This window comes from Nocardioides sp. BGA-UO-ETr-FS32 (genome assembly GCF_059567905.1).
This window is the reverse complement of the sequence record NZ_JCAQOX010000016.1, coordinates 19387-33250: the sequence shown is the minus strand read 5'-3', so window position 1 is coordinate 33250 and position 13864 is coordinate 19387. Positions and strand designations below refer to the sequence as shown.

Sequence of the window (13864 nt, the reverse complement as noted above, 5' to 3'; positions counted from 1 at the left end):
ACGGTGACTGCCATGCGCGCCACGCTCACCGTCCTCACGCTGGTCGCCCTGGTCGTCGGCGCCACGTCCTGCAGCCTGGGCTCCGACGAGGTTCCGGCCCGCGACCGGGAGAAGCAGGTGGTCGACGCGGTCTCCGAGGCCGTCCCGCTCGTCGAGCAGGCGCTCGGCGCGACGAAGGTGGAGGTCGGCGGCGGCTGGGGCTCCTGCCCGAGCGGGGTCGGGCACGTCTACTCCGGTGGCGGCACGATCACGGCGCCCGCGGGTGACGCCGCCACGCAGCTCGACGCCGTCCGTACGGCGCTGACCGACGCCGGCTTCGAGGACGGCACGCAGGTCGACGGGCACGTGAGCGTGAGCCGCGGCGAGGTCGACCTGGACTTCCAGCCCTCCGCAGCCCGCGGCCAGGGCGCCTGGGCGGTCAGCTTCAGCGGTCCCTGCAAGCGCTACGGCGGCGACGACGAGGACTACGTCCAGGAGCAGGGTCTCGCGCCCGAGACGACGCTGCTGCCGTGACCGCCGCGCACCGGGGTGACCACCGCCACAGCGCCGTACGCCCTGCGCCGGACTAGCCTGATCGTGGTCCGTGGACTCCATCAGGGAGCTGCGAGATGACGAGGAGCGAGCGATGACGACACCGTCCGAGGAGACCGCCCCCTACGGCTCCGGCCCCGCAGCACCGGTTGCGCCGGCGAAGCGCGTACGCACCCATCACCTGCGGGAGATGAAGGAGCGTGGCGAGAAGATCACCATGCTGACGGCCTACGACATGTACACCGCGGCCACCTTCGACGAGGCCGGCATCGACCTCCTGCTGGTCGGCGACTCGGCCTCCAACAACGTCCTCGGCAACGAGACCTCGCTGCCGGTGACGGTCGACGAGCTGCTGCCGCTGACGCGCGCGGTGGCGCGCTCGGTCAAGCGGGCCATGGTCGTCGGCGACCTGCCCTTCGGCAGCTACCAGGCCTCGCCCGAACAGGGCTACCTCACCGCCGTCCGCTTCATGAAGGAGGCAGGCGCACACTGCGTGAAGCTCGAGGGCGGTGCCGAGATGGTGCCGGTGATCGAGAAGTGCACCCGGGGCGGGATCCCCGTCATGGCGCACATCGGCTTCACCCCGCAGTCCGAGCACACGCTCGGCGGCTACCGCGTGCAGGGCCGCGGAGACGCGAGCGACCGGGTCATCGCCGACGCCCGCGCCGTGCAGGAGGCGGGGGCCTTCGCGGTCGTGATGGAGATGGTCCCCGGCGACGTCGCCGAGCGGATCAGCAAGGAGCTGACCATCCCGACGATCGGCATCGGCGCAGGCGCCGGCTGCGACGGACAGGTGCTGGTGTGGCAGGACGCCTTCGGCCTGCGGACGGGACGGATGGCGCGCTTCGTCAAGCAGTACGCCGACGTGCACGGGGTGCTCCTCGACGCCGCGCGGGCGTACGCCGACGACGTGCGCGGCGGCACCTTCCCGGGCCCCGAGCACACGTTCTGAGCGATCAGCTCCACCCCAGGTAGCGCGCGCCGCCCACCACGGTGCCGAACCACACCAACGCGACCGCGACGGGCAGCACCACGACCGCTCGCGGGCGGCGGGTGAACCAGGCGATCGCGAGCACCAGCGCGACGAGCCACACGAGCGCGAGCCCGAGCATCGCCCACCACGGCGCACCGACCGCGACGCTCGTCGCGCCGATCAGGAAGGCGACGCACGCCAGCCCCACCAGGCCTGCGAAGGGCCAGGGCGAGAGCGGCGTAGGAGGTCGGTGATCGGGCACCGCGCCACGCTAGCGGGTGACAACGACGGGCGAGCACGCAAGGATCGGGTCTCCCAGGAGGCGAGGAGTGAGCTGTGAGCGAGACCCCGGCCAACACGACGACGGCTGCCGAGACGACGACGGCTGCGAAGAAGACGACCCCGGCGAAGAAGACGACGGCCAAGAAGTCGACGGCCAAGAAGTCGGCGCCCGCCAAGAAGTCGGCGCCCGCCAAGAAGGCCGCCGCGAAGAAGGCACCTGCCAAGAAGACCACCGCAGCGAAGAAGACCACCCCGGCGAAGAAGACGACGGCCAAGAAGTCGGCTCCCGCCAAGAAGTCCGCTCCCGCCAAGAAGACAGCCGCCAAGAAGGCGCCGGCCACGAAGTCCGCGCCCGCAGCTCCGAGGCCGGTCGCCAGCGCAGCCCGGAAGTCCCCTGCCGAGCGGGCCGTCGACGTCGGCGCGCAGGCGCTCAGCACGGCAGCGCTCATCCAGAAGGTCGCCCAGGAGACCGCGGAGCGGGTGGCCGCCGAGACGGCTGCGCGGGTGAGCCAGCAGTACGAGACGGCGATCTCCGAGCTCACGAAGACGCTGGACAAGAACACGAAGCGCGCGTTGAAGAGCGTGCGCGCCGCTGCCGACATCGCTCAGTCGGCCTCGCCCATCAAGGGCAAGAAGTCGAAGAAGAAGTAGCGGTCAGCTGTCCGGCGTCCCGTCGGCGAGACCGTCGCCGGACGCCGGGCCGTCGTCGTTCCACTTCGGGTCGTTGTCCCACTCCTCGTTGCGCTCCTCGACCTTCTCGAGTGCGCGGGACGCCTCGGCCGACGAGGCGTACGGGCCGAGCCGGTCGGCGTTCTTGCACCCGTCACGTCCCTCGACGGTGTGGTGCGTCAGGCAGAACCAGTATTCGTTCTCGCTCATGCGCCGAAACTACACTCGCGTGGTGCCTGCCGTATCCCCCGCAGAGGTGTCTGCGCGTCGTGCCGTGCCCGCCCACATCGCCCGCCCGGAGTACGTCGACCGGCCCGCGCCGGCGCGCTTCACCGGCGAGGAGGTCAAGGACGCCGAGACGATCGAGCGGATGCGGGTCGCCGGCCGGCTCGCCGCCGAGGCCCGCGAGCTCGTCGGCTCGCACGTCGTGCCCGGCGTGACCACCGACGAGCTGGACCGCATCGGCCACGAGTTCCTGTGCGACCACGGGGCCTACCCCTCCACGCTCGGCTACCGCGGCTTCCCCAAGTCGCTGTGCTCGAGCGTCAACGAGGTGATCTGCCACGGCATCCCCGACTCCCGCGTGGTCGAGGACGGCGACATCGTCAATATCGACATCACCGCCTTCATCGGCGGCGTGCACGGCGACACCAACGCCACCTTCCTCGCCGGCGACGTCGACGAGGAGTCGCGCCTGCTCGTCGAGCGCACCAAGGAGTCGCTCGACCGCGCGATCAAGGCGGTCAAGCCCGGGCGTCGCGTCAACATCATCGGCCGCGTCATCGAGGCGTACGCCAAGCGCTTCGGCTACGGCGTCGTGCGCGACTTCACCGGCCACGGCATCGGCACGGCGTTCCACTCCGGCCTGGTCATCCCGCACTACGACGACGAGCGCTTCGACGACGAGATCCGCGTCGGGATGACCTTCACCATCGAGCCGATGCTCAACCTCGGGACGCCCGACTACGACATGTGGGACGACGGCTGGACGGTCGTGACCAAGGACCGCCGCCGCTCCGCGCAGTTCGAGCACACCCTCCTCGTGACCGAGGATGGCGCCGAGGTGCTCACGCACCCCTAGACTCAGGCCGGAGTGGGTCGGCCGGGCGGCCGCGGTCCGTCACCTCCGATTCGTCGGGGTGCGGGTCGAGGAAGGTCCGGGCTCCACAGGGCAGGGTGGTGGCCAACAGCCACCCGGGGAAACCCGCGGGATCAGTGCCACAGAGAACAGACCGCCGCCTCCTCCGGGAGGAGGTAAGGGTGAAACGGTGGTGCAAGAGACCACCAGTGCGCCGGGCGACCGGCGCAGCTAGGCAAACCCCACCCGGAGCAAGATCAGACAGGATGCGTCCGAGGGCGGCCCGCCCGAGCATCCGGGTAGATCGCACCAGGCGGCCGGCAACGGTCGTCGCAGATGGATGGTCGCCCCTGCGCAAGCAGGACAGAACCCGGCCTACAGGCCGGCCCACTCCCACCCCGGCGCGTCGGACGACCAGAAGTCGGGTCGTACGACCTTCACGAGCGTGACCCGTAGTGACATCGCCAGGTCGTGGTCGTCCGACGCGCCTGTGGATGAGCGGAGCGGCGACCCGTCGAGTCAGGGCACGCTGGCCCCATGGACCCGGTCGTCGCCCTGGAGCGCCTCGGCGGCCATGCCTCGGCTCGGCAGCTGCTGCGGCTCTCGACGCGCCGACGGCTGCGCAAGGCGTTGAAGCGAGGTCGGCTGCTTCGGCCGTCACGCGGTTGCTATGTGCTTCCGACGGCCGCCGAGGCGCGCGTTGCCGGGGCGCAGCTGACGGCAGTTGTCTGCCTCCGTAGCGCGGCTGCCCACCACGGATGGGAGCTCAAGGTCCAACCCGAACTTCCGGAGCTGATGGTGCGTCGTGGTCGCAAGCTCACCAGTGAGCAGCGCGCTGGGGCCGTTGTTCGCTGGGCCAACCTCGCCGAGGACCAGGTTCGCGACGGGGTGACCACGCCGCTTCGCACGGTGCTCGACTGCGCCCGCGCCCTTCCCTTCGACGAGGCCCTCGCCATCGCGGACTCCGCTCTCCGATCCGGGCTCGTGACACGTGAGGACCTCGACGGGATCGACGTACGCGGCGCGGGTGCAGCAGCCGTACGTCAGGTGCTCGCCCACGCCGACGGGCGCGCCGCCAATCCGTTCGAGTCGGTGCTGCGTGCCCTGTGCATCGAGGCTGGCCTGGCGGTCGAGCCGCAGGCGCTCGTCGACCTCGGCACAGGAGCGGTCCGGCCCGATCTCGTGTGTCACGTGCTACGGCTGGCCGTGGAGGCGGACTCCTGGACGTTCCACGCCTCACGCAAGGCACACCGTCGCGACTGCGCCCGCTACAACCTGCTCGTCATCCGGGGATGGCGCGTGCTCCGCTTCACGTGGGAGCAGGTGATGCACGACCAGGCCTATGTCCGTTGGGTGCTTTCCGAGCTGCTGCGGCCTGTCGGACGACCAGAAGTCGGTCACGACCTCGCACGGCCCGCCTGAGGTCGTCGGACGATCACAGTTCTGGTCGTCCGACGCGCCGGCCGGGCCAGTAGCGACACGCCGTCACTCACGCCAGCCGGAACTCCACCTTGCGGGCCCTCGGGTCGGCGGCCACCAGCTCGACGGCGACCTCCTCGCCGAGGGGCAGCTCAGCGGCCCCGGTGACCGTGGCCTCGATGGCGGGGTCCTCGATGGTGATGTCCCCCCGGCGCCGGTCCTTCTCGTCGAGGTCGACGACGACAGCGGTGAACCGCTCCCCCACCCGGTCGTGGAGCAGCTCGGCCTCGCAGAGGTCGACGATCGCGTTCTCGTACTGGTTGGCGCGGCGCCCGGAGCCCGCCATGGTGTCGGGCAGCTGGTGCATCGCGTCGACGACCCACGCGGGGACCTCGGTGCCGGCGCACAGCGCCACGCAGACCTCCCCGGCGTAGCGGTCGGCCAGCCGGCGCAGCGGCGCGGTGACGTGGGCGTACTCCGAGGCGAGCGCGGAGTGCTGCGCCTGCTCCGGCAGCTCGCCGTTGAAGGTGACGTAGCCCGCGCCGCGCAGCAGCCGGGTGCACGCGACGATCATCGCGGCGTGGTTCGGCCGCGAGGGATCGAGCGTGCGGATGAAGTCGGGGTAGAGCTGCTCGGCCGGCCACTCGATGTCGAGCGCGCGGGCGGTGCGGTGCAGGCGCTGTACGTCGCGGGGGTCCGCCGGCGGCAGCGTGCGGAGGATGCCGACCCGGGCATAGACCATCAGCGACGCGGCCGCCATGCCGGTGAGCAGCGAGATCTGGGCGTTCCACGTCTCGACCGGCGTCAGCCGGCGGAACTCCAGCTCCCAGTGGCCGTCGCCGTTCTCGACGAGCTCCTGCTCGGGCAGCGGCAGCGAGACGCCTCCCCGCGCGGCCTCGCGGGCGAGCCGGAGCTCGCCGACCTCGCGGAGCAGCTCGATCAGCTCAGGGGCCCGTCCGGCGTCGAGGTCGGCCTGGACCGCGTCGTACGCCAGCTTGGCGCGCGAGCGCACCAGGGCACGCTCCACCTGGACCTCGGTCCCCTCCCCCGTGTCGTCGACGTGGATGGTCCACAGCAGCGCTGGACGGACCTCGTCGGGCAGCAGCGAGGCCGCCCCCTCGCTGAGCACGGGCGGGTGCAGCGGGACCTTGGAGTCCGCGCCGTAGAGCGTCTCGCCGCGACGGTTGGCCTCCACGTCGACCGGGTCCCCGGGCGCCACGAAGGCGCCGACGTCCGCGATGGCGTAGTGCACGACGTAGCCGTCGCCCGAGCGCTCGATGTGCATCGCCTGGTCGAGGTCGCGCGCCGACTCCGGGTCGATGGTCACGAGCTCGATGTCGGTGCGGTCCAGCTCGGGCAGTCGCGGCGCGGCCGCTGCTGCTGCCGCCGCTCGCTCGACCGCCTCGGGGAACTGCGCCGAGACCTCCAGCTCCTGCTGGATGGCGGCGATGCCCTCTCGCATCTCCTGGGCGCTGACGCTGTCACCCGTCGACCGGACCTTCACCACACGGTTGCTCGGCATACCCGGACCCTAGCCGGGAGGTGGAGGCAGCCGCTGCCTACGCTTGCGCGCGTGCTGATCCTGCTGCCGCCCAGCGAGGGCAAGACCGCTCCGCGCCGCGGCAAGTCCCTCGACCTCGCCGCACTGTCCTCGCCCGCGCTCACCCCGACGCGCACGTCGCTGCTGGAGGCGCTCACGACCCTCTGCCGTGACGACCCGGACAAGGCGGTCGAGGTGCTCGGTCTCGGACCCGCCCAGCGCGACCTCGTGCAGCGCAACGCGACGCTCGAGGCGGCGCCGACCGCGCGCGCCGACGCGATCTACACCGGCGTCCTCTACGACGCGCTCGACTTCGACACGCTGACCCCCGCAGCCCGTCGGCGCGCCACCTCGCGCGTCGCCGTGACCACCTCGCTCTTCGGGATCGTGCGGCCCGGCGACCGGATCCCGGCCTACCGGCTCTCCGGCGACGCAGCGCTGCCCGGCGTCGGGTCGGTCGCCGGCGCGTGGCGCGAGGTGCTCGGTGACGCGATCACCGAGGCGGTGCGCGGCGGACTGCTCGTCGACCTGCGCTCCAGCACGTACGCCGCCTTCTGGCGGCCGACCAAGGAGCTGTCACGCCGGGTGGCGACCGTCCGCGTGCTCCACGAGGCAGACGGCAGGCGCAGCGTGGTGAGCCACTTCAACAAGGCGACCAAGGGCCGCATCGTGCGCGCGCTGCTCGAGGACGGCGCCGACCCGCGTACGCCCGGCGCGCTCGCCAACACGCTCACCCGCCTCGGCTGGACGGTCGAGGTCGGCGAGCCGACGCCGAAGGGCACCCAGCTCGACGTCGTGGTCACGCAGGTCTGACCCGCCCGTCCGGACCGGTCAGCGCAGCGGGATCACGTCGGTCGCCTCGAGCGGGTCCATCCCGCACAGGGCGAGCAGGTCGGCGATGATCGACCGCACCTGCGCCAGGATCACCTCGGCCGACAGGTCGTCGCTGTGCTCGACCTGCGCGGTGGCGTGGCCCAGCGCGATCAGGTCCTCGATCACCGCCGTGGCCATCCGGTCGGCCACCAGCTCGTCGGCCACCCGTTCGGCCAGCGCGGCGAGGTCGCGCATCAGGGAGGCGTACGACCTCGGCACGGGCTCGCGCCGGTAGCAGGCGACCGCCACCCGGCGTACGACCACGCGCGTGTTGCGGAGAGCCACGTCGAGCGGCTCGACGAGCTCGGCGAGCTGGCGCTGGTGCTCGCCGTGCCGCCGCCGGAACGGCGAGGAGCTGACCACGGAGAGCCCCTCCTCCGACGCCGCCCGCAGCTCACCGATCAGGATGTCGGTCGAGCGGGCGTCGCGCAGGACCGCCAGCGCACGCTCGACGTCTCCGTCACCGAGGCGGTCGGCCGAGGACCGCAGCAGCTCGGCGATCTTGCGCACCACCACGCCCGCCTGGTCGCGCGGCTTGCGGAGCGGAGCGCGCGGCACGACGGTCGCGGCGACCAGCGCCACCGCTCCGCCGATGATCGCGTCGGTCCACCGCAGGAACGCGTCTCCCGGAGCCGGGGCGAGCGCGGCGACGACGATCCCCTGCACGGCGGCCTGGATGATCAGCAGCTGCCCGGCGTCGAGGAGCAGGGCGATCGACATCCCGGCGGCGACGATCAGGGCGATCTGGAGGCCGCCCGACCCGATGAGGTGGGTGGTGACGTCCCCGAGGAACACCCCGAGGGCGACGCCGACGGTCACCTCGGCGACGCGGCGCTGCCGCTGTCCGTAGGACATGCCGAGGGAGACCACCGCGGCGATCGGCGCGAAGAACGGCAGGTGGTGGTCGAAGACGTCGGCGGCGAGCCACCACGCGACCCCGGCCGCGATCGCGCACTGTCCGATGACCCAGCCCTTGGCGCGCAGCCGGGTGACGCGGGCGCGCAGCGACGTACGCCCACGCGCCGCCACCAGCTCCGCGTCGAAGCGCATCGCGGGTCGGCCCCTCAGAGTCCCGACTCGTCGGTGCGCACCAGGATGCGCTGGCACTCCTCGCACCGGATGACCTCGTCGGCAGGGGCGGAGCGGATCCGGGACAGCTCGGAGGCGTCGAGGGTCATGTTGCAGCCGCCGCACTGGCGGGTGCGCAGCAGCGCCGCGCCGATGCCCTTCTGCTCGCGCAGCCGCTCGTAGAGCGCCATCAGGTCGTCGGGCAGGCCGGCGGTCGCGGGCCCGCGGGCGGACGACACCTCGTCGAGCGAGCGGTCGATCGTGGCGCGCTTCTCGTCGCGGGCAGCGACGAGCTCGGCGAGCCTCGCGTCGATGTCGTCCGCGCGGATGGCGAGCCCGTCGAGGACCTGCTGGGCCTCCTCGAGCTTCTCCATCACCTCGAGCTCGGCGTCCTCCAGCGTGGAGATGCGGCGCTCGAGGGACACGAGCTCGTGCTGCATCCGCTCGAGGTCCTTGGGGTTGGTGATCTGCCCGGCGTCCATCCGGGTGCGGTCGCGCTCGCGGCGGGTCTTGACCTGCTCGACCTCACGGTCGGCCTTGGCCTGCTCCACGGTGAGGTCGTCGACGACGATGCGGGCGTCGCGCACCTGGTCGGTGAGCGCGGTGCGCTCGGTCTCCAGCGCGCTGATCTCGGCGAGCTCGGGGAGGTTGGCTCGCTGGTGCCGCAGCTGCGCGACACGCCTGTCGAGCTCGGCGACGTCGAGGAGCGCGAGCTGGTGGGTGGGATCGGCCTTCAACGGCTCTCCTGCTTCGACTTCGGATGCGATCTAGGGGCGGAACGTCCACGGGTCGGTGCACCGCGTGCTGACCCGGGTGCCGACCCTATCGCCCAGCGCCGCGCGGAGCCGAGCCTCCACCACCGGCAGCCAGGTCCACTCAGCCGCCCAGTGCGCCACGTCGACCAGCGCGGGTCCGCCGTGCTCGAGGAACTCCCCCGCCCGGTGGTGCCGCAGGTCGCTCGTGACGTAGGCGTCGACGTCGCTGCGGGCGAGCTCGTCGAGCAGGAAGTCGCCCGCCCCGCCGCACACCGCGACGCGCCGCACCACCCGATCGGGGTCACCTGCGACGCGTACGCCGTGGGCCGTCGCGGGCAGCGCCGCAGCCACGCGGGCGGCGAACTCGTCGAGGGTCGTCTCCTCGACGGTGCCCACGCGCCCGGTGCCCGTGCCCCCCAGACCGGGGTCGGCGAGCGGGAGGACGTCGAAGGCCGGCTCCTCGTAGGGGTGCGCGGCGAGCAGCGCCCGCACCACCGCCGTACGCCGGGAGCGCGGCACGATCGCCTCGACCCGGGCCTCGTCCACGACCTCGAGGTCGCCGACCCGACCGACGACGGGCGAGGCCCCGTCCAGCGGTCGGAACCGACCCTCCCCGGTCGCGGTCCAGGTGCAGGAGTCGTAGTCGCCGAGCCGGCCCGCACCGGCGTCGGTCATCGCGGTCCGTACGGCGTCGACGTCGGCCAGCGGCACGAAGGCGACCACCTTGTCGAGCGGCTCGGCAGGAGCGGGCCTGATGGGCGCGAGGTCGGACAGCCCCAGGGCGAGGGCCAGGGACTCCGAGACGCCCGAGTCGGCCTGGTCGGCGTTGGTGTGCGCGGTGAGGAGCGCGCAGCCGCCCGCGGTCAGGGTGTGCAGGGTCCGGCCCTTGGGCGTGGTCGCGGCGACCGAGCTGACGGCCGACAGGAACAGCGGGTGGTGCACCACCAGCAGGTCGGCGCCCCACTCGACCGCCTCGCGGGCGACCTCGACGGTCGGGTCGACCGCGAACATCACCCGGCCGACGTCGGCGTCCGGATCACCCGCCACGAGCCCGACGGCGTCCCAGGAGTCGGCGGTGCCGGGCGGGTACCAGGTGTGCAGCAGGTCGACGACATCGGCGAGGCTGGGCATGCGCGCAGGCTAGACGACGGGACTAGTTGACCTGTCGCCCCTGACCCTCCCAGTAGGGCTGGCGCAGCTTGAACTTCTGCAGCTTGCCGGTCGCCGTGCGGGCCAGCTCGTCGCGGAACTCTATCGACGTCGGCGCCTTGTAGCCGGCCGCCTTGTCCTTGCACCAGGCGATCAGCTCGGCCTCCGTCTCGGGGCTGCCGCTCGCGCCGTCGGCCAGCACGACCAGCGCCTTGATCGTCTCGCCCCACTTCTCGCTGGGCACGCCGATGACCGCGACCTCGGCCACGGCCGGGTGGGAGAACAGCACGTCCTCGACCTCGATGGAGGAGACGTTCTCGCCGCCGGTGATGATGACGTCCTTCTTGCGGTCGCTGATCGTGAGGTAGCCGTCGTCGCCGACCACTCCCCCGTCGCCGGTGTGGAACCACCCGTCGACCAGCGCCTTCTCCGTCTCGTCGGGCCGCTCCCAGTAGCCCTCGAGGATGACGTTGGAGCGCGCCAGCACCTCGCCGTGCTCGTCCGTGCGCAGGCGTACGCCGATGGCCGGCGCCCCCGCCCGCACCAGCCTCGCCGCCCGTTCCTCCGCGGGCAGGTCGTCCCACTCGGCGCGACCACGGTTGACCGTCAGCAGGGGCGAGGTCTCGGTGAGGCCGTAGATCTGCACGAACTCCCAGCCGAGCTCCTCCTCGACGCGCACGACCGTCTTCGTCGGCGGCGGGGCGCCGGCCATGATGATCCGCACCCGGTCCCGGCCGGGGATCTCGCCCTCCCACTCCTGCGCCGCGTCGAGCACCGCGGCGGCGACTGCTGGCGCCGCACACATGACGGTCACCCCGTGCTGCTCGACCCGCCGCAGGATCTCGGCGCCGTCGACCTTGCGGAGCACCACCTGCGGCACCCCGAGGCCGGTCATCGCGAACGGCATCCCCCAGCCGTTGGCGTGGAACATCGGCAGCGTGTGGAGGTAGACGTCGCGATCGCTGACCCCGGCGTGCAGGCCGAAGGTCACCGCGTTGGTCCACAGGTTGCGGTGGGTCAGCTGCACGCCCTTGGGCCGCGCCGTGGTCCCGGAGGTGTAGTTGATCGTCGCGGTCGCGTTCTCGTCGGGCTCCCACTCACGCGGCTCGACCCCGGGCGCGGCGAACATCGACTCGTCCTCGCCCAGCACGAACCGGTGCTCGACGTCGATGTCGCGGACCGAGTCGACGAGCTCGGGGTCGACGTAGAGCACCCGCGCACCGGAGTGGGCCACGATGTAGGAGATCTCGTCGGGTCGCAGGCGGAAGTTGATCGGCACCAGGACCCGGCCCGACCCGCACACGCCGAAGAACGACGTCAGCAGCCGCGCCGAGTTGTGGCTCAGGACCGCGACGCGGTCGCCGACCTCCAAGCCCAGCTCGTCGAGCCTCGCTGCCTGCCGGCGAGAGAGGGCGTACGCCTCGGCGTAGGTCAGGGTGCCCAGCGACTCGGCCGGCTGGTCGGGCTCGTCGACGAACCCTGGCCGCTCGCCGTAGACGGCCGCAGCACGCTCGATGAAGTCGGTGACGCTGAAGGGGACGATCATGCGCCCACTGTGGCACGCGTCACCCACGACGACGAGAGGGTCGCCGAGCGTGCTGCGACGGACGGCACCTCGGCCGCGACGAACGGATCCTAAGAGCCTTCTCATCCGCGTCTCACGCACCCGCCACGATCGACGGCCACGATCACCGGCATGGGACAGGTGACCAGGGCGCTGCTGCTCCTGGCGGTCGTGGTGCCGGTGACGGCCTACGTCGCCGGGTCGCTGGCCTCACCCGGGACACCCCCGCCCGCCGACCACAGCCCGGTCATCCTGCGCGACGCCCCGGCCGACGAGCCGGAGACACCGGCACCGCCTGTCCCCGAACCCACCTCCAGCGGCGACCGCGAGCGCCGGGGAGAGTGCGACGGGAACGGCGACCGGGACCGCCGGCGCGACGGCTCCGACCGGGACGGGGGCGACGACGCCCGCGTCGTGACACCGAAGCCGACACCGGTCGGGGAGGATGACGACGACGAGTGGGACGACGACGGGCCTGATGATGACGACACCGACGACGAGCGGACCGACGGGGACGACTGAAGGTGCCCGTCGCCGCTCCACGCGTGTCTCCGTCCGGACCCGCATCACCGTCGTCATCGCCGTCCTCACGGCCGCCGCGATGACGGGCGCGGGCCTGCTCGTGTACGCCCTGGAGTCGGCGCGCATCGAGCGACAGGTCACCTCGCAGATCAGCCAGGAGATCGCGGAGTTCCGCAACCTGAAGCGGGACCCCAACACCGGCGAGCCGTTCGACGACGTCGGCCGCGTGCTCAACGTCTTCCTCACCCGCAACGTGCCCGACGACGACGAGATGCTCGTCGGCTACGTGCGTGGCGAGATCCCCGAGCGCACCGTCAACCGCTACGGCCAGGAGGTGCTCGACGAGCCCGCGTACCAGGAGGCCCTCGCCGACCTCGCCGGGGTCGGCGGCACCCGGATCATCGACTCGCCGACCTTCGGCGAGACGTGGGTGACCCTCGTGCCGGTCACCAACGCGCAGGGCGACGGTGCCCTCGTCATCGTCAACTTCCTGCGCGACGAGCACGAGGAGCTCAACGGCACGCTGCAGACCTACACGCTGATCGCGCTGCTCTCCCTCGGCCTGATCACCACCATCGCCGCCTTCCAGTCCGGCCGCCTGCTCGCGCCGCTGCGCACCCTCGAGAGCACCGCCCGCGAGATCACCGCCACGGACCTCTCGCGGCGCATCCCCGAGCGCGGCAACGACGACATCACCGCGCTCACCCGCACCATCAACGGCATGCTGGAGCGCCTCGACGGCGGCTTCGCGGCACAGCGTCAGTTCCTCGACGACGCCGGCCACGAGCTCAAGACCCCGCTCACCGTCGTCCGCGGACACCTCGAGCTGCTCGACGGCGAAGACCCGGACGAGCTCGCCCAGACCCGCGAGCTGCTCCTCGACGAGGTCGACCGGATGTCACGCCTCGTCGGCGACCTGATGCTGCTCGCCAAGAGCCGACGTCCCGACTTCCTGGTCCTCGGCGAGGTCGACCTGACCGCGCTCACCCAGTCCGTGCTGGCCAAGGCGACGGCGCTGGGCGACCGTGACTGGCAGCTCGACGCCATGGCGCGGGGCCGGACGGTGCTCGACGAGCAGCGCATCACCCAGGCGCTGCTGCAGCTCGCCGACAACGCGGTCAAGCACACCGACCCGGGCGCCGTGGTGGCGATCGGCTCGTCCCTCGACGACGGCGACGTGCGGCTCTGGGTCCGCGACACCGGTGACGGCATCCCGCCCGAGGACCGGGAGTCCGTGGTCGAGCGGTTCGGCCGCAGCCACGTGCGGGCGGGCGACGACGGCTTCGGGCTCGGGCTGAGCATCGTCAGCGCCATCACCGAGGCCCACGGGGGCACCGTACGGATCACCGACGCCGAGCCCCACGGGGCGCAGGTCGAGATCGTCCTGCCGACGCGGACGATGACCGGATGAGCAGTGGGACGAGCACGCACACGAGCGAGG

15 protein-coding genes and 1 other RNA gene are annotated in these 13864 nt (G+C 72.1%); 9 read left to right on the top strand and 7 right to left on the bottom strand.

All coding sequences use genetic code 11. The annotated features are described in order from the left end of the window. Positions 1 to 12: 12 nt before the first annotated feature. Entirely contained in the window at positions 13 to 513 is a 501-nt protein-coding gene (locus AC57BS_RS17860; RefSeq protein WP_496412793.1) for a lipoprotein LppJ family protein, read from the top strand. A gap of 112 nt (positions 514 to 625) precedes the next feature. Next, positions 626 to 1483 carry a 3-methyl-2-oxobutanoate hydroxymethyltransferase gene (gene panB, locus AC57BS_RS17855; RefSeq protein ID WP_496412792.1) on the top strand — a complete coding sequence of 286 codons (858 nt, stop codon included), beginning with the start codon at positions 626 to 628 and terminating at the stop codon, positions 1481 to 1483. A gap of 4 nt (positions 1484 to 1487) precedes the next feature. Here panB and AC57BS_RS17850 read toward each other — a convergent pair whose 3' ends face one another. Continuing rightward, a complete protein-coding gene (locus AC57BS_RS17850; RefSeq protein ID WP_496412791.1) occupies positions 1488 to 1766 on the bottom strand; it encodes a hypothetical protein in 279 nt (92 codons plus the stop codon). A 74-nt stretch (positions 1767 to 1840) separates the two neighbouring features. On the opposite strand from AC57BS_RS17850, the gene AC57BS_RS17845 reads away from it, so the two are divergent. Then, positions 1841 to 2437, top strand: a complete 597-nt coding sequence (locus tag AC57BS_RS17845) for a hypothetical protein (RefSeq protein ID WP_496412790.1) — start codon at positions 1841 to 1843, stop codon at positions 2435 to 2437. A gap of 3 nt (positions 2438 to 2440) precedes the next feature. Here AC57BS_RS17845 and AC57BS_RS17840 read toward each other — a convergent pair whose 3' ends face one another. Further along, positions 2441 to 2665 carry a hypothetical protein gene (locus AC57BS_RS17840; RefSeq protein ID WP_496412789.1) on the bottom strand — a complete coding sequence of 75 codons (225 nt, stop codon included), beginning with the start codon at positions 2663 to 2665 and terminating at the stop codon, positions 2441 to 2443. Here AC57BS_RS17840 and map point away from each other — a divergent pair. The 3 genes from map (at position 2664) to AC57BS_RS17825 (ending at position 4955) form a co-directional block, all read left to right on the top strand. Beyond that, complete coding sequence (gene map / locus AC57BS_RS17835; RefSeq protein WP_496412788.1) at positions 2664 to 3536, top strand: type I methionyl aminopeptidase; 873 nt, start codon at positions 2664 to 2666, stop codon at positions 3534 to 3536. The genes AC57BS_RS17840 and map overlap by 2 nt on opposite strands. A gap of 13 nt (positions 3537 to 3549) precedes the next feature. Then, positions 3550 to 3927: RNase P RNA component class A (gene rnpB / locus AC57BS_RS17830), an RNA gene on the top strand. Positions 3928 to 4421: 494 nt separating this feature from the next. Beyond that, entirely contained in the window at positions 4422 to 4955 is a 534-nt protein-coding gene (locus AC57BS_RS17825) for an endonuclease domain-containing protein (RefSeq protein WP_496412787.1), read from the top strand. A 67-nt stretch (positions 4956 to 5022) separates the two neighbouring features. On the opposite strand, the gene AC57BS_RS17820 is transcribed toward AC57BS_RS17825, so the two are convergent. Continuing rightward, positions 5023 to 6474, bottom strand: a complete 1452-nt coding sequence (locus tag AC57BS_RS17820; RefSeq protein WP_496412786.1) for an RNB domain-containing ribonuclease — start codon at positions 6472 to 6474, stop codon at positions 5023 to 5025. 51 nt (positions 6475 to 6525) lie between these two features. Here AC57BS_RS17820 and yaaA point away from each other — a divergent pair, with 51 nt between their 5' ends. Next, entirely contained in the window at positions 6526 to 7305 is a 780-nt protein-coding gene (yaaA, locus tag AC57BS_RS17815; RefSeq protein ID WP_496412785.1) for a peroxide stress protein YaaA, read from the top strand. Between the two features lie 18 nt (positions 7306 to 7323). Here yaaA and AC57BS_RS17810 read toward each other — a convergent pair whose 3' ends face one another. The 4 genes from AC57BS_RS17810 to AC57BS_RS17795 are packed head-to-tail and all read right to left on the bottom strand — an operon-like array spanning position 7324 to position 11883. Beyond that, on the bottom strand, positions 7324 to 8415 hold the full coding sequence (locus AC57BS_RS17810) for an FUSC family protein (protein WP_496412784.1): 1092 nt from the start codon (positions 8413 to 8415) through the stop codon (positions 7324 to 7326). A gap of 14 nt (positions 8416 to 8429) precedes the next feature. Beyond that, on the bottom strand, positions 8430 to 9170 hold the full coding sequence (locus AC57BS_RS17805) for a zinc ribbon domain-containing protein (RefSeq protein ID WP_496412783.1): 741 nt from the start codon (positions 9168 to 9170) through the stop codon (positions 8430 to 8432). Positions 9171 to 9200: 30 nt separating this feature from the next. Further along, complete coding sequence (locus tag AC57BS_RS17800) at positions 9201 to 10319, bottom strand: Nif3-like dinuclear metal center hexameric protein (RefSeq protein WP_496412782.1); 1119 nt, start codon at positions 10317 to 10319, stop codon at positions 9201 to 9203. A gap of 22 nt (positions 10320 to 10341) precedes the next feature. Beyond that, positions 10342 to 11883 carry an AMP-binding protein gene (locus AC57BS_RS17795; RefSeq protein ID WP_496412781.1) on the bottom strand — a complete coding sequence of 514 codons (1542 nt, stop codon included), beginning with the start codon at positions 11881 to 11883 and terminating at the stop codon, positions 10342 to 10344. Between the two features lie 150 nt (positions 11884 to 12033). On the opposite strand from AC57BS_RS17795, the gene AC57BS_RS17790 reads away from it, so the two are divergent. Further along, positions 12034 to 12423: a hypothetical protein gene (locus AC57BS_RS17790; RefSeq protein WP_496412780.1), complete on the top strand. Its 390-nt coding sequence runs from the start codon at positions 12034 to 12036 to the stop codon at positions 12421 to 12423. Beyond that, complete coding sequence (locus AC57BS_RS17785; RefSeq protein ID WP_496412779.1) at positions 12380 to 13834, top strand: sensor histidine kinase; 1455 nt, start codon at positions 12380 to 12382, stop codon at positions 13832 to 13834. The genes AC57BS_RS17790 and AC57BS_RS17785 overlap by 44 nt, the downstream gene beginning before the upstream one ends. The last annotated feature ends 30 nt before the right edge of the window (positions 13835 to 13864 follow it).